The 20,296-nt window shown below is 62.8% G+C and carries 21 protein-coding genes; 9 read left to right on the top strand and 12 right to left on the bottom strand.

The features are described 5' to 3' along the window. The first annotated feature begins 17 nt into the window (after positions 1–17). The 3 genes from IP85_RS06895 to IP85_RS06885 all read left to right on the top strand — a co-directional run bounded on the left by IP85_RS06895 (position 18) and on the right by IP85_RS06885 (position 3,933). Entirely contained in the window at positions 18–581 is a 564-nt protein-coding gene (locus IP85_RS06895) for a BioY family transporter (RefSeq protein ID WP_054148925.1), read from the top strand. Positions 582–663: 82 nt separating this feature from the next. Beyond that, positions 664–1,689 carry a DUF4424 domain-containing protein gene (locus tag IP85_RS06890; protein WP_245280816.1) on the top strand — a complete coding sequence of 342 codons (1,026 nt, stop codon included), beginning with the start codon at positions 664–666 and terminating at the stop codon, positions 1,687–1,689. A gap of 228 nt (positions 1,690–1,917) precedes the next feature. Next, positions 1,918–3,933 (top strand): methyl-accepting chemotaxis protein, encoded by a 2,016-nt coding sequence (locus IP85_RS06885; protein WP_054148988.1) that lies wholly within the window; start codon positions 1,918–1,920, stop codon positions 3,931–3,933. Between the two features lie 92 nt (positions 3,934–4,025). Here the strand turns inward: IP85_RS06885 and IP85_RS06880 are convergent, their stop codons facing one another. The 3 genes from IP85_RS06880 to IP85_RS06870 form a co-directional block, all read right to left on the bottom strand. Beyond that, positions 4,026–4,283, bottom strand: coding sequence for a DUF2188 domain-containing protein (locus IP85_RS06880; RefSeq protein WP_054148923.1), 258 nt, complete (start codon positions 4,281–4,283; stop codon positions 4,026–4,028). Positions 4,284–4,291: 8 nt separating this feature from the next. Then, a complete protein-coding gene (locus IP85_RS06875; protein WP_054148922.1) occupies positions 4,292–4,699 on the bottom strand; it encodes a hypothetical protein in 408 nt (135 codons plus the stop codon). A gap of 147 nt (positions 4,700–4,846) precedes the next feature. Continuing rightward, positions 4,847–5,449, bottom strand: coding sequence for a superoxide dismutase (locus IP85_RS06870; protein ID WP_054148921.1), 603 nt, complete (start codon positions 5,447–5,449; stop codon positions 4,847–4,849). Between the two features lie 195 nt (positions 5,450–5,644). On the opposite strand from IP85_RS06870, the gene IP85_RS06865 reads away from it, so the two are divergent. Next, positions 5,645–5,974, top strand: coding sequence for a hypothetical protein (locus IP85_RS06865; RefSeq protein WP_054148920.1), 330 nt, complete (start codon positions 5,645–5,647; stop codon positions 5,972–5,974). A gap of 5 nt (positions 5,975–5,979) precedes the next feature. On the opposite strand, the gene IP85_RS06860 is transcribed toward IP85_RS06865, so the two are convergent. The 5 genes from IP85_RS06860 to IP85_RS06840 form a co-directional block, all read right to left on the bottom strand. Further along, the gene (locus IP85_RS06860; protein WP_054148919.1) at positions 5,980–6,321 is read right to left on the bottom strand and encodes a YkgJ family cysteine cluster protein; all 342 of its coding nucleotides are present in this window, start codon (positions 6,319–6,321) and stop codon (positions 5,980–5,982) included. Positions 6,322–6,324: 3 nt separating this feature from the next. Then, positions 6,325–7,509: an MFS transporter gene (locus tag IP85_RS06855; RefSeq protein WP_054148918.1), complete on the bottom strand. Its 1,185-nt coding sequence runs from the start codon at positions 7,507–7,509 to the stop codon at positions 6,325–6,327. A 312-nt stretch (positions 7,510–7,821) separates the two neighbouring features. Continuing rightward, positions 7,822–9,741, bottom strand: a complete 1,920-nt coding sequence (gene dxs, locus IP85_RS06850; protein ID WP_054148917.1) for a 1-deoxy-D-xylulose-5-phosphate synthase — start codon at positions 9,739–9,741, stop codon at positions 7,822–7,824. Between the two features lie 89 nt (positions 9,742–9,830). Further along, on the bottom strand, positions 9,831–10,757 hold the full coding sequence (locus tag IP85_RS06845; protein ID WP_054148916.1) for a pirin family protein: 927 nt from the start codon (positions 10,755–10,757) through the stop codon (positions 9,831–9,833). 154 nt (positions 10,758–10,911) lie between these two features. Continuing rightward, positions 10,912–12,270 (bottom strand): GntP family permease, encoded by a 1,359-nt coding sequence (locus IP85_RS06840; protein WP_054148915.1) that lies wholly within the window; start codon positions 12,268–12,270, stop codon positions 10,912–10,914. A 251-nt stretch (positions 12,271–12,521) separates the two neighbouring features. On the opposite strand from IP85_RS06840, the gene IP85_RS06835 reads away from it, so the two are divergent. Next, positions 12,522–12,887 (top strand): response regulator, encoded by a 366-nt coding sequence (locus tag IP85_RS06835; RefSeq protein WP_054148914.1) that lies wholly within the window; start codon positions 12,522–12,524, stop codon positions 12,885–12,887. Between the two features lie 48 nt (positions 12,888–12,935). On the opposite strand, the gene IP85_RS06830 is transcribed toward IP85_RS06835, so the two are convergent. The 4 genes from IP85_RS06830 to IP85_RS06815 form a co-directional block, all read right to left on the bottom strand. After that, positions 12,936–13,310 (bottom strand): DUF1850 domain-containing protein, encoded by a 375-nt coding sequence (locus IP85_RS06830; RefSeq protein WP_054148913.1) that lies wholly within the window; start codon positions 13,308–13,310, stop codon positions 12,936–12,938. Next, entirely contained in the window at positions 13,307–15,424 is a 2,118-nt protein-coding gene (locus tag IP85_RS06825) for a TRAP transporter permease (RefSeq protein ID WP_054148912.1), read from the bottom strand. Before IP85_RS06825 ends, IP85_RS06830 begins: the two co-directional genes overlap by 4 nt. A 92-nt stretch (positions 15,425–15,516) precedes the next feature. After that, a complete protein-coding gene (locus tag IP85_RS06820) occupies positions 15,517–16,473 on the bottom strand; it encodes a TAXI family TRAP transporter solute-binding subunit (RefSeq protein WP_054148911.1) in 957 nt (318 codons plus the stop codon). Between the two features lie 115 nt (positions 16,474–16,588). Continuing rightward, positions 16,589–17,059, bottom strand: a complete 471-nt coding sequence (locus tag IP85_RS06815) for an Lrp/AsnC family transcriptional regulator (protein ID WP_054148910.1) — start codon at positions 17,057–17,059, stop codon at positions 16,589–16,591. Between the two features lie 182 nt (positions 17,060–17,241). Between IP85_RS06815 and IP85_RS06810 the strand changes: the two genes are divergently transcribed. The 4 genes from IP85_RS06810 to IP85_RS06795 are packed head-to-tail and all read left to right on the top strand — an operon-like array spanning position 17,242 to position 20,294. Continuing rightward, positions 17,242–18,033 (top strand): ATP-binding cassette domain-containing protein, encoded by a 792-nt coding sequence (locus tag IP85_RS06810; protein ID WP_054148987.1) that lies wholly within the window; start codon positions 17,242–17,244, stop codon positions 18,031–18,033. 41 nt (positions 18,034–18,074) lie between these two features. Continuing rightward, positions 18,075–18,845, top strand: a complete 771-nt coding sequence (locus tag IP85_RS06805) for a transporter substrate-binding domain-containing protein (protein ID WP_054148909.1) — start codon at positions 18,075–18,077, stop codon at positions 18,843–18,845. Between the two features lie 21 nt (positions 18,846–18,866). Next, positions 18,867–19,592 carry an ABC transporter permease gene (locus IP85_RS06800; RefSeq protein ID WP_054148908.1) on the top strand — a complete coding sequence of 242 codons (726 nt, stop codon included), beginning with the start codon at positions 18,867–18,869 and terminating at the stop codon, positions 19,590–19,592. A 12-nt stretch (positions 19,593–19,604) separates the two neighbouring features. Then, a complete protein-coding gene (locus IP85_RS06795) occupies positions 19,605–20,294 on the top strand; it encodes an ABC transporter permease (RefSeq protein ID WP_054148907.1) in 690 nt (229 codons plus the stop codon). Positions 20,295–20,296: the final 2 nt, after the last annotated feature.

The following is a 20,296-nucleotide window of genomic DNA, read 5'->3' as shown; positions in this document are numbered from 1 at the left end:
TACCGGGGACCCGTTCAATGACCACCAGAGACATCGTGCTCGCCGCCCTCTTCACCGCGATCATCATCGTGCTCGGCTTCATTCCGCCGGTGCCGATCCCGCTGCTGCCGGTGCCGATCACGGCGCAGTCCATGGGCGTCATGCTCGCCGGCTGCATCATCGGGGCGAAGCGCGGTGCGGCCGCTTACGCCCTGCTCGTCGTGCTCGTCGCCGTCGGCCTGCCGGTGCTTTCGGGTGGTCGCGGTGGCATCAACGTGCTTATGGGCCCGACGGGCGGTTACATCTTCGGCTGGATCATCGGTGCTTTCGTCACTGGCTTCCTCGCCGAAAAGCTCGTGCGCGAAGGCCAGTCGGCTGCCAAGCAAATGGCCGGCTTCTTCATTGCTTCCATCGTCGGCGGCATCGGCGTGGTCTATCTCTGCGGCATGCCGTGGCTCTCGGTCGCGGCCGGCACGCCCTTCGACAAGGTCGTCCTGGGCTCGCTGGCCTTCATTCCCGGCGACCTGGTCAAGGCGGCGATTGCCACGCTTGCAGCGCGCGCCGTGCTCGTCGGCTACCCGCTTCTGCCGGCCCGCGCATAACACCCAGAAAGCGTCGTTCAAGAATCGAAATGCCACCGCTAAGGTGGCATTTTCCGTTCTTGGGTCTGGGGGATTTCGAACCGTGACGACTGTGCCGACACTGATGCTCGCCTGCGCTCTGCAGGCACTCGCCACAATGACAGTTCTCGCCAATGACTCCATGGCGACGTTGGAAGCAGGCGGTCTCGTCTTCACGCGCAGCGACGAGATCACCATGGCAAAGGAAGATCTCTACATCTCGCCGGAGAAGGTGCAGGTGAAATACCTCTACCGCAATACCAGCGACAAGCCGGTCAGCACCATCGTCGCCTTCCCGATGCCGAAGATCGGCGGCCCCATCGAGATCATGTCTGCGGTGCCTGACGAGCAGAGCGACAATTTCATGGACTTCTCGGTCGTTCAAGACGGCAAGGAAATCGAGCCGAACTTGCAACAGCGTGTGCTCGTTCGCGGCATCGACTTCACCGCAGATGTCGAAGAGCAGGAAATCCCGCTGCAGCCTCTCCTCAAGGAAACGACGGAAGCGCTGAAGACGCTGGAACCCGATGTTATCAAGGATTGGCTGGCCAAGGGCCTGATCGCCGACATCAATTACGGCACGGGTGGCGAGGCTTCTCCGGAATATGTGCCCGTCTGGGAACTCGAATCCATCTACTGGTGGGAGACGACCTTCCCGGCCGGCGCAGACGTTGAAGTCGAGCATCGCTATCGCCCGAGCGTCGGCGGGAGTGCCGGTCTCGTGTTCATGTGGGACGGCAAGCCATCGGATGCCTATGCCGAGTACCAGCAGCGCTACTGTGTCGATGACAACTTTCTGAAGGCTGCGATCAAGCTGGAGAAGAAGCAGAACCCGGATGCCGGGATCTACTATTTCGAGCAGTGGCTCTCCTACATCCTGACCACAGGCAACAACTGGTATGGACCGATTGGCGACTTTCGCCTGACCATCGACAAGCTGAATCCGGACTCGATCGTCAGCTTCTGCGGGCAAGGCGTGAAGAAGACCGGGTCGACGACATTCGAAATGCGCGCCAAGGACTTCTATCCCGAGCGGGATCTCAACATCCTGCTCGTGGTGTCCAACAAGGTTGCCATGCAAGATCCGTAAAATGGTCGCATTTGCCACCAAATTCGGCGACTGCGGTCATTCGGCCATGTCTTGGTAACGGCTTGTAAAATCGTTTCCGACAGGATTGCCAGCGATCGATCGTTTCCGGTGTCCCCCTGAGCACTCCATGATGGAGGCGCAAACGCCCGAACGGATCATGTCACCGCTGCATCTGGACGCCGGGATTCCGGCTGTCCCGCCATTTTCGCGCGCCCGAAAGTCATGATCATGTTCCTCAAAAACCTTTCGCTCAGCAAAAAGCTGATCCTCACCTTTTGCACCATCATGGCCGGATGTTTCCTGGCCTCCGTCGTCGTTTTCCTGCAGGCCTATACGGCCAAGTCCGCGCTGATCGATCAGGACCGCGCCCAGCGTATCGTCAATCTCGTCGACGCCGCGAAGACCGCGATGGCCGAGCAAGCTGCGAACGAACGCGGCTACCTGCTGTTCGGCAGCGAAAGCACGCTTGCCGCGGTGACCACCGAGCGTCAGGCCCTTGATGCAGCGATCACCGACGCGAAAACGCTGGCGGCAAGCGACAATGCGCTCATCTCCCGGCTTGATGCCATGCGGGCCGCCGCCGAAACCTATGCAAAACAGGTCGCCGATCCGCAGATCGCCGCTCGCAAGGCCGGCCAGACATCCGTCGAAGACATCGCGACGATCGGCAGCTCTGGCGCTGCGGGCGCCCTCGATTCCTTCCGGGCTGCGGCCGCCGACATCAAGACTTTGCTGGCAACGGAGACGGCGGCCACCCGCGCCCGTCTTGACGCGGCACATTTCGCCCTCGAACTGGCGCTGATCCTCGGTGCGGCCGTCGCCGGCGTGTTTGCGGTCGGGCTGATCTGGCTGCTTGCCCGCTCGATCGTCACGCCGATCACCGGCATGACCGATGCCATGGCCCGTCTCGCCGCAGGCGACCACGCCGTCGAAGTGCCGGCCGTCGACCGTGGCGATGAGGTCGGCCGCATGGCCAAAGCCGTGCTGGTGTTCAAGGATGCGGCGATCGAAAGCGCGCGCATGTCCGACGAGCGCCGCGCGATGCGTGAGCAGGCCGAGGCCGACCGCCAGAAGGCGGAAGCGGAAAAGGCCCGAGAGGCGGAAGAAGTGCGCTTCGCGATGACCGAACTCGCCAAGGGGCTCTCGGCACTCTCGGAAGGTGACGTCGTGTTCCGGCTCGAAAAGCCCTTCGCACCCCATCTCGATAGTCTGCGTGGCAACTTCAATGATTCACTCGAAAAGCTTCATGCGGCGCTGAGAACCGTGGGCGCCAACGCCCATGCGATCCATGCCGGTGCCGCCGAAATCCGCGCTTCCGCGGACGATCTTGCGCGGCGCACGGAACAGCAGGCAGCCTCTGTCGAGGAGACGGCCGCTGCCGTCGAGCAGGTCACCAAGACCGTGCGCGACACGGCCAAACGCGCCGAAGATGTCGGTCAGCTCGTCGACAGCACGCGTTCCGGTGCCGAACGCTCCGGTGAGGTTGTCCGGAACGCCGTTCAGGCGATGACGGAGATCGAGCAGTCGTCGCAGTCAATCTCCAGCATCATCGGCGTGATCGAAGACATCGCCTTCCAGACCAATCTCCTGGCACTGAATGCCGGCGTCGAGGCGGCCCGTGCCGGCGAGGCCGGCAAGGGTTTTGCCGTCGTCGCCCAGGAAGTGCGGGAGCTGGCGCAACGCTCGGCCAATGCCGCAAAGGAGATCAAGTCGCTGATTTCACGTTCGACCGCGCAGGTCGGCAATGGCGTGGCGCTGGTCGGCGAGACCGGCACGGAACTCGAAAAGATCGTCAGCGCCGTTCAGGAAATCAGCCACCATGTCGGCGCGATCGTCACCGCAGCGCGCGAACAGGCCACGGGTCTGCAGGAAATCAACCTCGCCGTCACCGCGATGGACCAGGGCACGCAGCAGAATGCCGCCATGGTCGAAGAGCAGACAGCCGCTTCGCATACGCTGGCGGCGGAGGCGGATTCGCTCAACACGCTGCTCGCCCAGTTCCGTCTGGGTCAGGGCGCATCAGCGGCCGCGCCTATCCGGACGCAGCACCGCGCAACGGCGCCCGCGTATGCGGCGCCCGCACCCGCTGCTCGGCCCGCACCGCGACAGCCGGCTGCTGCCTCTGCCGCCAATACGCCTGCCCCGTCGCCGGCGCGCGCGCTCGCGAGCAAACTCGGCCGCGCCTTCAGCATGGGTTCTGCGGCGCCCGCAGAACCGGCAAAGCAGGACTGGACGGAATTCTGATCGGCACGCGCCGGCGTCCTTCCAGCGGAATCAGGAAAGCCCGTGGCTTGCGCCACGGGCTTTCCCTTTTGCCTGAACTCGAAACCGTCAGGCTACCGGTCGTCCTCGACATCATCGACGACGTCCGTCATGGGGCGGTCCGCACCGTCCGCATGTTCGTGATGCCACTCGCCTTCGGCGTCCTGCCAGCTGATTTCGGCGTCGCCATCGGCAAGCTGCTGGGCGCCTGCGGCCTTGCGGGCTGCAGCCACCGCTTCGTCGTGCGTCGGAAAGGGCTCAGAATAGACGTTGCCAAGACGGTAGGCATAACCTTCGTCATGCTCCACGACGTGATAGGTGACCTTGACCATGGCCGGTCTCAGTTCCAGCGCCAGCGGCTGTCACGGGCCGGAGGAGTGGAATTGGCAAGCAGGTAGCCGACGATACCGCCGACGATGCCGAGCGTGATCAGGCCGGCGGAGGTGGCGGCTGCCGGATGACGGCGAACCACGCCAGCGAACGTATCGGCGCCTTCGCGAGCATAATCAGCCACAACATGGGCCGTGCGCGAGGCACCGTTGACGACGTCCGACGCCCGGTTGCGGATGTCATCGCGGTCGTAGCCGGTCACGGAAGAAGCCGCGCGGCCCGCTTCGTCCAGCGCTTCGGAGGCTCGGTTGCGCATGTTGCGGCTGCTGCGGCCCGCTTCGCGGCTGATCATGTCCTTCAGATCATTCATCTGTTCGCGCAGTTCACGAAGTTCTGCCTGGAGGTTGGAAGACGCCATGGTGATACCCTTTCCGTTGTTCGTGTTGTTGCCGAGGAAACGTTGCGAATGCCGGATGGTTCCATTTGCAGAATGTCAGAACATGGCAGAACCGAAAAACGCCCGGTGCGAGGCACCGGGCGTCAAAAAGCGCATTTTGCTGGACGATTACTTCGTCGCGGCTTCGTACATTTCCAGGACGTAGTCCCAGTTGATCAGGCTGTCGACGAAGGCTTCGAGGTACTTCGGACGGGCGTTGCGGTAGTCGATGTAGTAGGAGTGTTCCCAAACGTCGACGCCGAGGATCGGGGACGCGCCGTGGATCAGCGGGCTTTCGCCATTCGGGGTCTTGGAGATTTCGAGCTTGCCGTCCTTGACGGAGAGCCAGGCCCAGCCCGAGCCGAACTGGGTGGTGCCGGCTGCGACGAAATCGGCCTTGAACTTGTCATAGCCGCCGAGATCGCTGTCGACTGCAGCCTGAAGCTTGCCGGGCAGCTTGTTGCCGCCGCCATCCTTCTTCATCCAGTTCCAAAAGTGGATGTGGTTGTAGTGCTGGCCGGCATTGTTGAAGAGGCCGGCGTTCTTGCCGTAGGACTGCTTGACGACTTCCTCGAGCGACAGGCCTTCGAGGCCCGAATCCTTCAGGAGGTTGTTGCCGTTGGTCACATAGGCCTGGTGGTGCTTGTCGTGGTGAAACTCGAGCGTTTCAGCCGACATGAACGGTGCCAGCGAGTCGTAAGCATACGGGAGGGCGGGCAATTCGAAGGCCATGGTGAGATCTCCTTTTGGCAAATGGATTGCGGTTTGGCAGGTGACGGGAACATAGGTGCGGAACATCGCTCAGGCAACCTTTGCCCTTCCAAATTCCGGCCTCCAAGGGAAAGAAATGTCTTCCGTTTTTGGACTTGCACGACTTGGCGTTCCGGCCGACGCTCCGCGCCACAATGCACCCAACCGAGGTCCCCCATGTTCCGTTCCCACCCGCTTCTTGTGGCTACCGCGCTCGCCTTGCTCACACTCTCTTCGCCGGCAATCGCCTCGTCGGGTGATGCCTGGGACGCGTTTACGAAGGATGTTGCGGCGAAATGTACTGCGCTTGCCGCGGGGCGTATCGAACAGCCGAAGGTGATCGTCGATGCCTTGGGCACGGAGAGCTACGGGGTCGCGATCCTGAACGGCAAGGCCGTCGGGGCGGATGCGGTCGTCAGCTCGATCTGCGTCTATGACAAGAAGAGCGAGGCGGCAGAGATCGGTGGCGAGCTGCCGGCTGACCAGGTGGTCATCAGCATGCCCTGAGGAGGTCAGGCCTCGTAGATATCGGGCTCCGGCAGGCCATCGATCGGGAAACCGAAATCGGCGCGGGCAATTTTGCATTCCTCGTCGCCGGGCATGCAGGTGCGGCAGACATGCGGGCGCACGAGATAGACCGCGCAGCCGACATGTTTGCCGACCTCGCCGGTCAGCGCCGCACAGCGCCCATTCTCGAACTTCATGCCGCTTTCGTCCTTGGCGATCATCGCCTCGGGGATGGCGGCGATTTCCTCGTCGCTTTCCATGGAAAAGCGCGGCCAGTCGGCGGAATAGGCGCAACAGGCGCCGCAGGCCTGGCAGTCGAAGATCTCGGGCGGAGAGGTTTCGAGCATGGGTCAGCGCCTCCCGGCGCGGACGCGCATCAGGTTCATGGCGAAGAAACCGGTGAAGACCAACATCAAGAGGCCGACGAAGACGGGGCCGGCATCGACGGAGATCAGATCCATGGTGAGCCCCGTGCTGCCGGAGCCGGCGGCGCTGCCGATCGCGTAAGCCAGGGCAAAGACGGCGGCACCCGACACCAGAAGACCGCCACGGAAACGTTCGCCGAGCAGGGTGAGCGCTGCGGTGTAGAGCGAGAAGCTTGCAGCACCGAGGATCGAGATGGTGACCAGCAGCGCTGCCTGCGAGGTCATGAAGGGCAGAGCGAGGAAAGCAACGGCGGCGATGGCTGAGCCGGAGACAGCGATGACGGGCCGCGACAGCCGGTCAAGCAGCCAGCCGACGAAGGGCTGGGCAAGCGCCGTCGGCAAGGCCACCATGGTAACGACGAAGGCCGCGAAATTCTGGCTATAGCCGCGCTCGACGAAATAGAGCGGGATCATCGAGATCGCCGCGATATCCGAAAAGCCGAAGGCGACGACCATCAGGGTGAGGACCGGCGCCATTTTGACGAAGGTGAGGAGCCCGCCGGCTTCCGAGGCTTCCGGCTTGGTCTTGGCGTAACGACCGAGCATGACCGAGGCAAAGGCGACGAGTGCCACATAGGCCGCCGTCAGCGCGAAGGCGAAGCCATCCTCGATGCCGAGAAGCGGGATGGCAAGCGGACCTGCGGCAAAGCCTGCACACATGCCAGCGCTATAGGCGCCGGAGACGCGGCCGCGCAGGCGATCCGGACAGGCTGTGTTCAGCCAGGCCTCGGAAACCGTGTAGATGATGCTTGTGCAAAAGCCGAGCAGAAAGCGGGCGACGAACCAGACCCAGAGCTGGTCAAAGGCTGCGAAGGTGGCGAGGCAGACAGACACCCCTAGCAGCGAGGCCACGATCAGCCGGTCGCCGCGTATCCTCTGCGTCAGTCTGCCGATCAGCAGCGTCGACGAGGCGAGGCCGAGCGCAAAGACCGAGGCGTTCAAGCCCGCCATGCTGGAGGAGACACCCCGGCTTTCGAGGATCAGCGAGATCAACGGATAGGTGAGCCCCTGCCCCACAGCAAAGGCGGTGACGCCCAGAATGACAACCGCGATCGCCGCCCAATCAGGCGCGATGTCGGCTGCGATATCCGTGGTGCGTGCCGTCTGCATGGAGCCTCCGAGGCGCGCTTCAGCGCCCGTCGATTGAAGGTCCGGTCTAGCGGGGCGTTTGGGGGAAGTCCAGAGAGGGAGGCGAGAGCGTCACGGCTATCATGCCTGTAACAATACCCCCCTCTGTCACTGCGTGACATCTCCCCCACAAGGGGGGAGAGCGGAGCGCCACGTATGACGCTGCGTTTAACGCCCTCAAAGGCGGGCAATAGGCCGGCGGGTCAGTCGCTCTCCCCCCATGTGGGGGAGATGCCCGGCAGGGCAGAGGGGGGCTTGCCTGAGACAGGTTAGGGTCGCATCAAACCCCATAGGTCAACCCGCCGCAATAACCCCCGGCACGTCCTGGCCCAACGCCGCGAAAACCGTCTTCAGGATGCCGGCAGCATCCAGGCCGGCCTTGGCATACATGGTTTCCGGCTTGGCCTGGTCCATCCAGACATCCGGCAGCACGAGCGAGCGGACCTTCAGGCCGTTGTCGAGCAGACCCTCGTTGACGAGGAAATGCATGACATGGCTGCCGAAGCCGCCGACGGCGCCTTCTTCGACCGTTACCACCACCTGATGGTGGCGGGCGAGCTGGCGGATCAGGTCGTGGTCCAGAGGCTTGGCGAAACGAGCGTCAGCGACGGTGGTCGAGAGGCCGGCGGCATCAAGGTCTTCGGCGGCCAGCAGGCAGTCGGCCAGACGCGTGCCGAAGGAGAGGAGTGCCACCTTCGAGCCCTGCTTGACGATGCGGCCCTTGCCTATTTCGAGGATCTCGCCGCGTTCGGGCATGGGAACACCCACACCCTCGCCGCGCGGATAGCGGAAAGAGATCGGGCCTTCGTCATAGGCTGCGGCGGTGCGGACCATGTGCTTCAGCTCCGCCTCGTCGGCTGCGGCCATGACCACGAAGCCGGGGAGAGCCGCAAGGAAACCGGTATCGAAGGAGCCGGCATGGGTCGGGCCGTCGGCGCCGACGAAACCGGCGCGGTCGATGGGAAATCGCACCGGCAGCCCCTGGATGCCGACGTCATGCACGACCTGGTCGTAGCCGCGCTGCAGGAAGGTCGAATAGAGCGCGCAGAATGGCTTGAAACCTTCGGCTGCGAGGCCAGCCGCAAAGGTCACCGCATGCTGTTCGGCAATACCGACATCGAAGGTGCGCTCGGGGAACAGCGACTGAAGCTTGTCGAGACCCGTGCCCGAGGGCATGGCGGCGGTGATGCCGACGATCTTCTCGTCATGGCGGGCTTCCTCGACCAGCGCGTCGGCGAAGACGGCGGTGTAAGCCGGTGCGTTCGGCTTGGCCTTGGCCTGGGTGCCGGTGATCACGTCGAACTTGTTGACGCCGTGATACTTGTCGGCGGCGGCCTCTGCCGGAGCGTAGCCCTTGCCCTTCTGGGTCACGACATGGATCAGCACGGGGCCCTTGGCGTTGTCGCGGACATTGCGCAGAACGGGCAGCAGGTGATCGAAGGAATGACCGTCGATCGGGCCGATGTGGTAGAAGCCGAGCTCTTCAAACATGGTGCCGCCGGTGACGTAACCACGGGCGTGCTCAACGGCGCGGGTGATCGCGCGGTCGACGGTCTTGCCGAGATAGGCGGTCAGTTTCTTGCCGAATTCGCGGAAGCCCATGTAGCTGCGGCCGGAGGCGAGGCGCGCGAGATAGGCGCTCATCGCGCCCGTCGGCGGAGCGATCGACATATCGTTGTCGTTGAGGATGACGATCAGGCGAGCGTCGAGGGCGCCGGCATTGTTCAGTGCCTCATAGGCCATGCCGGCGGACATGGCGCCGTCGCCGATCACGGCGATCACCTTGCGGTCAGTCTTCGACAGCTCGGCCGCGACCGCCATGCCGAGGCCTGCGGAAATCGAGGTCGAGGAATGGGCCGCGCCGAAGGGGTCGTATTCGCTTTCCGCGCGCTTGGTGAAGCCGGAGAGGCCGTCTTCCTGGCGCAGCGTGCGGATCCGCTCGCGGCGACCGGTCAGGATCTTGTGCGGATAACACTGGTGTCCGACGTCGAAGATCAGCCGATCATCCGGCGTTTCGAAGACCTTGTGGATGGCGATCGTCAGTTCGACGACGCCGAGGCCGGCGCCCAGATGCCCTCCCGTCTTCGACACCGCGTCGATCATCTCGTCGCGGACCTCGCGCGCCAGCTGCGGCAGGTCGCGATCCTCAATGGCCTTCAAGTCTTTCGGGAGCTTGACCTTGTCCAGGAGCGGGGTATCGGGCAGAGATGTCACGGGCTGATGCCTCTTCAGTCTGTTTGGATGCGCGATACCATCCCCCGACGATCAGGGCAATTCCACGTCATCAAGCGCATATATAGCGGTCAACGGCCCTCCGGCAAAGGTACGAACTCATCTTCGTCGCCGGGAACGATGTCAAAACGGCCAGTTCTCCACTCTTCCTTGGCCTGTTCGATGCGTTCCTTGGACGACGATACAAAGTTCCACCAGATATGTTTCCTGGTTTCCATGGCCGCACCGCCGAAGAGCATGACGTGACAGCCTGTCGCGCCGCCGATCAGGGTGATCTCGTCGCCGGGGCGGAAGACGAGAAGCTGGTCCTGGGCAAAGCGGTCGCCGGCGATCTCGATCTCGCCGAAGAGAGTGTAGAGCGCGCGCTCTTCCTGGCCGGCGTCGAAGGGAAAGCGGGCACCGGGCTCGAGAGTGAGGTCAACATAGAGGGTCTCGGAGAAAGTCGTGACCGGCGAACGCAATCCGCCCATGCCGCCGATGACGAGGCGACCGGAAGCGCCGCGGTCGCTGAAGGTCGGCAGCTCGCCCTTCGCCGTATGGGCGAAGGCCGGGTCGATCTCCTCCAGATGATCCGGGAGCGCGATCCAGGTCTGCAGTCCCGACATCGAGAGTGGATGACCGCGCAGGTTCTCCGGCGTGCGCTCGGAATGGACGATGCCAGAGCCGGCGGTCATCAGGTTGATGTCGCCCGGAGCGATCACCAGCTCCGTGCCGAGGCTGTCGCGATGCTTGATCTCGCCGTCGAAGAGATAGGTGACGGTCGAGAGGCCGATGTGCGGATGCGGACGGACATCCATGGCTTCGCCCGCCTTCAGAACGGCAGGTCCCATGCGGTCGAAGAAGATGAAGGGCCCCACGAGACGGCGCCGGACAGAGGGGAGCGCGCGCCGCACCGCAAAACCGCCGATGTCGCTGGAACGGGGAATGATCAGGTGTTCGATGGCGTCGCAGGCAAAGGCATCGCCGGGGACGGGGTCATTTCCGGGAAAGAAGGACATGAAAAACCTCTTCGTTTGCGTGCAGAGCGCGCCGCTCTCGTGGAGTGATGCTCCCATCATAGGGCGCTACCGAGCGACCACCGAGGTCTTTTTTCGATGGTCACGAGAACGGAACGAGACGTGATCTGCCTCTGAATCGGATAGCCATCGAAGATCAGAAGCTTCCGAAGCTGATGCCCAATGCGACGATCGCCGCACAGGCGACCAGAGGCACCAGGACAGCGACGACGAAGATGTCGCCGTAAGCCTGACGGTGGGTCATGCCACAGATCCCGAGCAGGGTAATGACGGCGCCGTTGTGCGGCAAGGTATCGAGCCCTCCCGTCGCAACGGCAATCACCCTGTGCAGGAGAGCGGGATCCACGTTCTGGCTTACCGCCTGCGCAACGAGCGTCGGACCCAGTACGTCCAGCGCGATCGACATTCCGCCAGAGGCCGAGCCCGTAATCCCGGAGAGAAGCCCCGAGGACAGTGCTGCCGATATCACGACATTGCCGCCGGACAGGCCGTCGATCGCCGACCGCAAGACTTCGAAGCCCGGGAGGATGGCAATCACGGCGCCGAAGCCAACGAGGCTTGCCGTATTGAACAGTGGAAGGAGCGAGCTTTCTGCGCCCGCCCCAGTCGTTTCGAGGATCTTCGGTGGTGGGCTGACGACAAGGGCGAGCATCAGACCGAAGGTCAGGGCCGCAATGACGGACCAGAGCCCCTTGACCCTGGCCAGCTCCGTTGCACCATAAACCGGGTCTGCCAGATAGCTGGTATCGAGACCCGGCAGGATGAACTGATCCATCAGCAGCGTCATGGGCGCCACCGATGCAATCGGCAGGGCCGCCCGCCACAGGGGCAGCGCAACCGTCTCCGACGAGGCACCGTTTCGAACAGGTGGCGGCTCTCCGGCCAGACGTGCGGTTCTTGTCCGAAGCCAGAGAAGTCCAAGACCAAGCATGATGCCGCCAGCAATCAGGCCGAGACCCGGGGCCGCAAAAGGCGTCGTGGCAAATGTCGCCATCGGAATGGCGTTCTGGATCGACGGCGTTCCGGGAAGTGCCGTCATGGTGAAGGTGAAGGCACCGAGCGCAATGGTCGCCGGGATCAGCCGGGCTGGAAGGCCGGTCTGAATGAAGAGGGCACGCGCCAAAGGCCAGGCAGTGAACGCCACGACGAACAGCGAGACGCCACCATAGGTCAAAACAGCGCAGGCAAGCACCACGGCAGGTATCGCGTTCTTGCGGCCCACCAGGTCCGCAATCGCCCTTGCCAGTGTGTCTGCTGCCCCGGACATCTCCATCACCCGCCCGAACATGGCCCCTAGCAAAAAGAGCGGGAAGAAGGAGATGACGAACCCTCCCGCTCCCTTCATGAAGACCTGGGTATAGCTGGCCAGCGCCGGATCTCCGGACAGAAAGGCGGCGACCACGGCAAGCAGCGGCGCAAGTGCCAGGACGGATGCGCCAGCCCAAGCCCCGGCAATGAGCAGCGTCAGGGCAAGCAGGATGATGAGGACAGACATGGGGGCCCCTCTTTATTGCGCTGCAATAGATAGAGGAATCCGACCCGGTGAGCTACCGGCAACTCGCCCGCATCATCGGCCATTCTTGCAAGGCAAGGAGATGAGCATGAAGCAAATCTGCAACGTCGAGATCAGACCAGGAGCAGGCTTTCATGCATTAATTCTTCATCAGTTATATCTAATGATTTTCATCGTAGCCGATTGATCCGTCCGGTATGGCTCGCCCGACAGACGAAGGAAGCGAGGTAATCTTGGTGAAGAAAATTCTAGCGGTTGATGATTCGAAAACCATCTTGTCCATGGTCACCCAGACGCTTGAAAACGCAGGCTATGAGACGCTGCAGGCGGAAGATGGCATCCAGGGTCTGGAAGTGCTGGAAGGCAGCGCCCCTGACCTCATCATCACCGACATCAACATGCCAAGGCTTGACGGGTTCGGGTTCATCGAGCGAATTCGCCGCAGCGATCGCTACAGAGCCATCCCCATCCTTGTGCTCACGACGGAAAACGATCCTCAGAAGCGCGAACGCGCCCGTAAAGCCGGCGCCACAGGCTGGATCGTCAAGCCTTTCGAAGCGGCCAAACTTGTCGACGCTGTGGGACGGCTGAGCGCCTGAGCTTCCGATGCCAGCCCCCTTGCAAACCTCATTCTGACGCAACCCTCATCAGGGGACGGAAGCCGGCGTGCAGGGGGATATCACGCTGTCCTCGCCGGCCTGTCTGCCCAATATCAGGCACCCAGTTTCGTGGCAGAGTTGCCAACCGCCCGGTGTTTCTCCAGAGGCGGCGAGGCGTATCTCGGAAAGTGGTGCCAGCGTCGGCGTCCAGCGCCACCAGCCATCTTCAAGCGCCGCCCCCTCGCCCGGCTCCATGCCGGCGCCGGATCCCTTGACGCTGGCCTGCCTCAGCTGCAGCCCGGAAGACGTCACCGCCCACTCTTCACGCCACTCGACCTTCTCGACCGAATGCTCCCAGGAGAGCGAAAAAGTCGTGGTCGGAATTGTCAGAACTGTTGCAGCAAGCGCGACGCAAAGGCTCATGGCGTCTCGGTCCGGGGCGGAGCCGTTCCGACTGGTGCGGGCGCCTTGCCCGGGAACTTCCAGGCCATGAGGGCAAAGAGCAGAACGAGCGCTCCACCGATCTCGTCGGTGATGGGCAGGGCCGCAACCAGGAAGAACGCGGCGGCAGCAGCGACCAGACGGTGCAAGATCGGCAGCGGCCGGTTGAGATAGCCGATCACGGCGATACCCCAGAGACCGATCGACAGGCTGGCCTTGATGACGATGTAGAGGACGGCAAGCGGATAACCGATGGCCTCGGCCAGCGGACCGCCATCCTGCAGCATCAGGGCCGGCGTGTAGACGGCCATGAAGGGAATGACGAAGCCGGCGGCTGCCACCTTCACTGCTTCGAAGGAGATGCGCAGGCCCGATTCCCGGGCAATGGGGGCCGCCGCGAAGCAGGCGAGTGCCACCGGCGGGGTCAGGTCGGCGAGGATGCCGAAGTAGAAGACGAACATGTGGCTGACGATCAGCGGCACGCCGAGTTCGAGCAGTGCGGGGCCGGCGATCGAGGAAGTGATGATGTAATTCGGGATGGTCGGGATGCCCATGCCGAGTAGGATGCAGGTGAGCATGGTGAGGACCAGCGACAGGAAGAGGCTGTGCTGTCCGACCGCGACGACGAACTGGCCGAAGGTGTTGGCAGCGCCCGTGAGCGTCATGGTGCCGACGATGATGCCGACCACAGCACAGGCGACGCCGACGGGCAGCGCCGTCTTGGCACCATCCGCCAGGCTGTCAACGCTGAGTTTCAGGGCTTGCCGGCCCCCCTTGACCAGGAAATTCCAAGCAATCAGCACCAGGATGGCGATCAGAACTGCGCGGAAGCCATACTGGAAGAAGGAGGCACCGGCGAGGCCGATGCCGATCCAGAAGATGGTGCGCACGGCCGTGTTCGACATGCCGATGGCAATCGAGCTGCCGAGGATGAGCAGCATGGTGAGCGCGAGGCCTGCGGTGCCGGCGAAAAGTGGCGTGTAGCCGGAGAAGAGGAGCCAGACGAGGGCTGCGAGCGGCAGCAGCAAATACCAGTGCTGGCGGATGGCGGCGAGTGGTGAGGGCAAATCCTTCGGATCCAGACCGCTGAGGCCGCGCTTGCCGGCCTCGAGATGCACCATCCAGAAGACCGAAGCGAAGTAAAGGATGGCCGGGATAAGCGCTGCCTTGACGATCTCGGCATATTCCACACCCAGCGTCTCAGCCATGATGAAGGCAACGGCGCCCATGACCGGCGGCATGATCTGTCCGCCCATGGACGATGTCGCCTCGACGCCGCCGGCAAAGGCAGGGCGGTAGCCGAAGCGCTTCATCAGGGGGATCGTGAACTGGCCAGTGGTGACGACATTGGCGACGCCCGAGCCGGAGATGGTGCCCATCAGGCCGGAAGAGATGACCGAGACCTTGGCGGGCCCGCCGCGCTTGTGACCGACGAGGCCGAGGGACACATCGGTGAACAGCTTGATCATCCCGGCCCGCTCCAGGAAGGAGCCGAACAGGATGAAGAGGAAAATATAGGACGACGACACATAGGTCGGCACGCCATAGATGCCCTCGGTGCCATAGGCCATATGGTCGATGACCTGGGAAAAATCGTAGCCGCGGTGATTGAGCGGCGACGGCAGATATTCGCCAAACAGGCAGTAGGCGAGGAATAGGCCCGAAATGATCGGCAGCGCCGGACCCATGATCACCCAGGCACCGATGAAGACGGTGGCGATGGCAAGGACCCCGAAATAGAGATCCATGGTGATGAGATCACCAGCGCGCAGGATCAGCGGCTCATATTCGACAAACTGGTAGACGGCGACGGCGACGCCGATCGTCGCGAGCGCCCAGGCGCCTGCGGTGTAGAGCGCGCCCTTGCGCAGATTGGCGGCTACCAGCGGGAAGCCGAGAAGCAGAAGAAAGGCGACATGGGTAGAGCGGACGAGCTGGCTCGGCAGGTCGATCAGATGAGCCGCGGTCGCGATCTGAAAGAGCGAGAAGGCAACGGCGATGCCGTAGAGCAGCTTGCCCTCGGCGGTCGCCGGAAAAAGCTGCTCATGGGTGTTCGGTTCATGCGACAGGGTCTGGTCCGCAGTCGTAGCGCTCATGGGTATCCGTCCGAAGGGTAAGCCAAGGGGCAAAGGACCGGACGGCATATCGGCCGCCCGGTCCCTCAGAGGTTTTCAGAAGCCCGAGGGGCTCACAGCATTCCCTTTTCCTTGTAGTAGCGCTCAGCACCCGGATGCAGCGGGATCGGCATGCCCTTGGTGGCATCTTCCAGCTTGATGTCCTTGGCGGCGTTATGCGCGGCCTGCATCTCCGGCAGGTTCTCGAACAGCTGCTTGGTCATCTCGTAGGCGAGATCGTCGGACACCTCGGAATGGGTCACAAGGAAGTTGACGACGGCGACCGTCGGCACGTCCTCCGTCTGGCCCTCATAGGTACCGGCCGGGATGGTGGCGGCGATATAGGGTGCACCGAGCGAATTGGCGACATCGGCCGGAACGGCAACCAGAGAGACCGGCAGCGAGGTGGACAAGTCCTTGAGCGAGGCCACGCCGAGGCCGGCGGACTGGAGGGTCGCATCAAGCTGGCGATTCTTGATCAGTTCGACAGACTCCGCAAAGGGCAGATATTCCGTCTTGCCAAGATCTTCGTAGCTCATGCTGGCCGCACCGAGGATGGCGCGGGCGTTGAGTTCCGTGCCGGACTTCGGTGCACCGACGGACAGGCTCTTGCCCTTGAGATCGGCAAGCGAGGTGATGCCCGAATCCTTCGTCGCGACGATCTGAATGAAGTTCGGATAGATGGCAGCAATGCCGCGCAGTTTGTCGAGCGGTGCCTTGAAGCCTGCATCCGCATTGCCTTCCGCTGCCAGCTTGACGCTATCGCCGAGCGAGAAGCCGATCTCGCCCTTGCCCTGCTGCAACAGATTGAGGTTTTCGACCGAAGCCTTGGTGGCCTGCACCTGGGTGCGGACATCCGGGATCTTCTCGCCGTAGATCTTCGACAGGGCGACGCCCAGTGGATAGTAGACGCCCGAGGTTCCACCGGTCAGTACGTTGACGAATTGCTCGGCGCGCGCGCCGGATGTGCCAAATGCGACAGACGCGGCCAGGGCGGCTGCGACCAAGGTGCTAAGTCTCGAAAAATGCATGATTGTCCTCCCAAACAATGTAAGCAATTGCGACATCATGGGCAGGCGAGAGAGGAGCGTCAACCTCGTATCTACCGAAGTTCAGGGATATCCCGGCGGATACCGAAATCTGCGCTCATTCCCGGACTGGAATATGCAGGCCGACCTTGACGTCACGCAGCACGACATTGGTGTGCATCCGGCGGATCTGCGGGTTTTCCGCCATCAATTGCGCGCTGATATCGTCGTAATGCTCGACGTCGCGGGCGGTGATGATGGCGACGAGATCGACCTGGCCTGTGACGTAGTAGACCTGCTGGACGTGCTCCTGCTTGTCGGCCCAGGCGCGGAAGCGGGTGAGCGCATCGTAATTGTCGCGTTCGATTTCCATGCCGGTGATGAAGGTCATCGGGAAGCTCGTCGCCTTGCGGTTCACCACGGCGATCTCGGCAGTGATGATGCCTTCGTCGCGGAGACGGCGAAGCCTACGCTGCACGGCCGATGGCGACAGACCGACCTTGTCGGCGATGGCTTCCGCCTTCAACTGGCAATCCCGCTGCACCACTTCGAGAATGCTGCGGTCGAATTGATCGAGCTTGTCCGGCATGGCTCCCCCTCCTTGCGCGACCTCGTTTTCGCCCCCTTAGCCCATTTCATTCAACTGCGCCATCTTTCCGCATCATTCGACGCCATCGCGCAGGATTTTCCCACATCGCCGCTGAAATGCGCTCGAAATCCGCAGCTTTGGCCTCCTATGGTCTCGCAATTGTCAAACTACCTGGGATCAAGATGACAGGAACCGCCCCGGCCGCGCTCGACGTGCACGACATCCACAAGAGTTTCGCCGGTATTGAGGTTCTGAAGGGCATCTCTGCCACGGCCCAACGCGGGGACGTGATCTCGATCATCGGTTCGTCCGGTTCCGGCAAGAGTACCTTCCTGCGCTGCATCAACCTTTTGGAAGCGCCCGACCGCGGCCGCATCGTGGTGGGAGGCGAAGAGCTGAAACTAAAGCCGTCTCGCAAGGGCAGCCTCGAGGCCGCCGACCGAAAACAGTTGGAGCGGCTGCGCACCGGGCTTGGCATGGTGTTCCAGAGCTTCAATCTCTGGGCTCATCGAACTGTGCTGGAAAACGTCATCGAGGCGCCCGTTCACGTTCTGAAAATGCCGCGCGGCGAAGCGATCGAAAAGGCGCAAGCGCTGCTTGCCAAGGTCGGTCTCTACGACAAGCGCGATGCCTATCCGGCCTTTCTCTCCGGCGGCCAGCAGCAGCGGGCGGCGATTGCCCGCGCGCTGTGCGTCGATCCGGCCGTGATGCTGTTCGACGAACCGACGTCGGCACTCGATCCGGAGCTTGTCGGCGAAGTGCTGAAGGTGATCCGGGATCTCGCCGAAGAGGGCCGCACCATGCTGCTCGTCACCCACGAGATGAGCTTTGCCCGCGAGGTCTCCAGCCATGTGATGTTCCTCGACAAGGGACGTGTCGAGGAAGAGGGACCGCCGGACCAGGTCTTCGGCGACCCGAAAAGCGCCCGTTGCCGCGAATTCACCCGCAGCCTTGGTGGGCGCGGGATCGCTTGAACACTAATCCAGAACCATCCAACCAATCGGGGAAAATGACGATGAAACTGATCTCCCTTCTTCTCGCCGGTGCCGCCTTTGCCGCAACCGCCGTCACCGCCCAGGCCGAAGTCCGCTTCGGCATCATGAACGAGGCCTATCCGCCCTTCTTCGCCAAGGATGCCTCCGGCACCTGGAAGGGCTGGGAAATCGATCTGATGAACGCCGTCTGCGCGGAAATGAAGGAGACCTGCTCGGTCGTCGACGTCTCCTGGGACGGCCTGATCCCGGCACTGCAGACGAAGAAGTTCGACGTCATCTGGTCGTCGATGTCGATCACCGAGGAGCGGTTGAAGACCATCGACTTCACCGACAAATACTACAACACGCCGAGCAAGCTGATCGGACCGAAGGATGCGACGCCGGGTGCGACGCCTGAGGCGGTCGACGGCAAGACGATCGGTATCCAGGTCTCGACCGTGCAGTCGGCCTATTATGCCAAGCACTTTGCCGACAAGGCCGAGGAGCAGACCTATCAGACGCTGGACGAGGCCTTCCAGGATCTGTCTGCCGGCCGCATCGACTATGTCTTTGGCGACGCGATCCCGCTTGCCGACTTCCTCAAGACCGATTTCGGCAAGGATTGCTGCGCCGACATGGGCGACGTGGCGGCTGATCCGTCGGTTCTCGGCACCGGCATCGGCGGAGGCCTGCGCAAGGAAGATGCCGAACTGAAGGCCAAGCTGAATGCGGCGATCGCCGCCGTCCGCGCCTCCGGCAAGTATGACGAGATCACGAAGGCTTACTTCACCTTCGACGTCTACGGCCAGTAATCGACAGGGATTGCGGACGAGATGGCGACTGGGTCAATGACGGCATGGCAATTGCTGGCGCTTCAGCCTCCGGGCTGGGGCGGCGCGCTGTTGACCGGTGCTGCCACCACCGTCGCGATCTCGGCCTGCGCCTATTCGATCGGCCTCGTCATCGGGCTGTTCGGGGCGCTCGGCAAGCTTTCCGACAACCGCCCGGTGGGACTGATCCTCAAGGGCTATACCTCTATCATCAGGGCGGTGCCGGAACTGATACTGATCGTCGGGCTCTATTATGCCGGGACCGATGGCCTCAACCGACTGCTGATGGCCTTCGGCCTGCCGCCGGTCGAGGTGAATGGTTTCGTGGCGGCGGTTGCCGTGCTCGGCTTCGTTCAGGGCGCCTATATGACCGAGGTGCTGCGCGGCGCGATCCTGGCGATCCCGACGGGACAGCTCGAGGCGGCGCGGGCCTTCGGCATGTCGCCGCTCTTGCGCTTTCGCCGGGTGACGCTGCCGGCACTGCTTCCCAACGCCCTGCCCGGCATGGCCAATCTCTGGATGTCGGTCACCAAGGACAGTGCGCTGGTCGCCGTGGTCGGCTATCAGGAACTGGCACTGACGACGCGGCTCGCCGGTGCCAATACCAAGGAATATTTCCTCTTCTTCCTGGCGGCAGCTGTCCTCTATCTGGTCATCACGCTTCTCTCCAACCTCGTCTTCCATGGCATCGAGCGCCGCGTGCGCCGGGGCCAGAAGCCGGCGCATTGAAGGGGACGTGAGATGAATTTCGAATGGATCGCGAAATACTGGCCGCTGCTGATCGAGGGCGCCGTTCAGACCGTTTCGCTGCTGGTTATCTCGGTCGGCTTCGGCTTTGTGCTGGCGGTGGGGCTCGCCTTTGCAAGGGTGAGCGGCGGGCCTGTTATCCGCAATCTCGCGCTTGGCTATTCCACGGTGTTTCGCGGGACACCATTGCTGATCCAGCTCTGGCTCCTTTATTACGGCGTCGGCTCGCTGCTGCCGATGGTGCCGGGCCTGAGACAGAGCTTTCTCTGGCCGATCCTGCGCGAAGGCTTCTTCTTCGCCGCCGTCTCCTTCACGCTCAACTTTGCCGCCTATCAGTCGGAAGTGCTGCGCGGTGCGCTCTTGTCCGTGCCGAAGGGGGAGCTCGAGGCAGGACGCTCGCTCGGCATGAGCCCCTTGATGCTGATCCGGCGCATCTGGTTGCCTCGGGCGATCCGCACGGCGCTGCCGACGATTGCCGGCGAGATCGTGCTGCAGCTGAAAGCCACGCCGCTCGCCTTCACCGTCACCGTGATGGATCTGTATGCGGTCGCCTTCAAGGTCCGCCAGGACACGCTTCTCGTCTACGAGCCGCTGCTCGTGGTCACCCTCTTCTACGTCGCGCTGACTGCGCTCATCACCCGCGCCTTCGGGGTGGTCGAGGCGCAGGTGCCGATCCGCCGCTGAGG

It is taken from the genome of Rhizobium sp. AAP116, from assembly GCF_001295785.1.
Lineage (GTDB): Bacteria > Pseudomonadota > Alphaproteobacteria > Rhizobiales > Rhizobiaceae > Allorhizobium.
The sequence above is the reverse complement of the archived record's forward strand: the minus strand, read 5'-3'. Positions and strand labels throughout refer to the sequence as shown.

Coding starts and splice junctions, on each gene's coding strand:
- IP85_RS06895 (WP_054148925.1), top strand. CDS start 18: ATGACCACCAGAGACATCGTGCTCGCCGCCCTCTTCACCGCGATCATC.
- IP85_RS06845 (WP_054148916.1), bottom strand. CDS start 10,757: ATGTCCTTCTTTCCCGGAAATGACCCCGTCCCCGGCGATGCCTTTGCC.
- IP85_RS06820 (WP_054148911.1), bottom strand. CDS start 16,473: ATGCATTTTTCGAGACTTAGCACCTTGGTCGCAGCCGCCCTGGCCGCG.
- IP85_RS06840 (WP_054148915.1), bottom strand. CDS start 12,270: ATGTCTGTCCTCATCATCCTGCTTGCCCTGACGCTGCTCATTGCCGGG.
- IP85_RS06870 (WP_054148921.1), bottom strand. CDS start 5,449: ATGGCCTTCGAATTGCCCGCCCTCCCGTATGCTTACGACTCGCTGGCA.
- IP85_RS06800 (WP_054148908.1), top strand. CDS start 18,867: ATGGCGACTGGGTCAATGACGGCATGGCAATTGCTGGCGCTTCAGCCT.
- IP85_RS06815 (WP_054148910.1), bottom strand. CDS start 17,059: ATGCCGGACAAGCTCGATCAATTCGACCGCAGCATTCTCGAAGTGGTG.
- IP85_RS06880 (WP_054148923.1), bottom strand. CDS start 4,283: ATGGTCAAGGTCACCTATCACGTCGTGGAGCATGACGAAGGTTATGCC.
- IP85_RS06795 (WP_054148907.1), top strand. CDS start 19,605: ATGAATTTCGAATGGATCGCGAAATACTGGCCGCTGCTGATCGAGGGC.
- IP85_RS06885 (WP_054148988.1), top strand. CDS start 1,918: ATGTTCCTCAAAAACCTTTCGCTCAGCAAAAAGCTGATCCTCACCTTT.
- IP85_RS06810 (WP_054148987.1), top strand. CDS start 17,242: ATGACAGGAACCGCCCCGGCCGCGCTCGACGTGCACGACATCCACAAG.
- IP85_RS06825 (WP_054148912.1), bottom strand. CDS start 15,424: ATGAGCGCTACGACTGCGGACCAGACCCTGTCGCATGAACCGAACACC.
- IP85_RS06805 (WP_054148909.1), top strand. CDS start 18,075: ATGAAACTGATCTCCCTTCTTCTCGCCGGTGCCGCCTTTGCCGCAACC.
- IP85_RS06860 (WP_054148919.1), bottom strand. CDS start 6,321: ATGCTCGAAACCTCTCCGCCCGAGATCTTCGACTGCCAGGCCTGCGGC.
- IP85_RS06875 (WP_054148922.1), bottom strand. CDS start 4,699: ATGGCGTCTTCCAACCTCCAGGCAGAACTTCGTGAACTGCGCGAACAG.
- IP85_RS06830 (WP_054148913.1), bottom strand. CDS start 13,310: ATGAGCCTTTGCGTCGCGCTTGCTGCAACAGTTCTGACAATTCCGACC.
- IP85_RS06865 (WP_054148920.1), top strand. CDS start 5,645: ATGTTCCGTTCCCACCCGCTTCTTGTGGCTACCGCGCTCGCCTTGCTC.
- IP85_RS06855 (WP_054148918.1), bottom strand. CDS start 7,509: ATGCAGACGGCACGCACCACGGATATCGCAGCCGACATCGCGCCTGAT.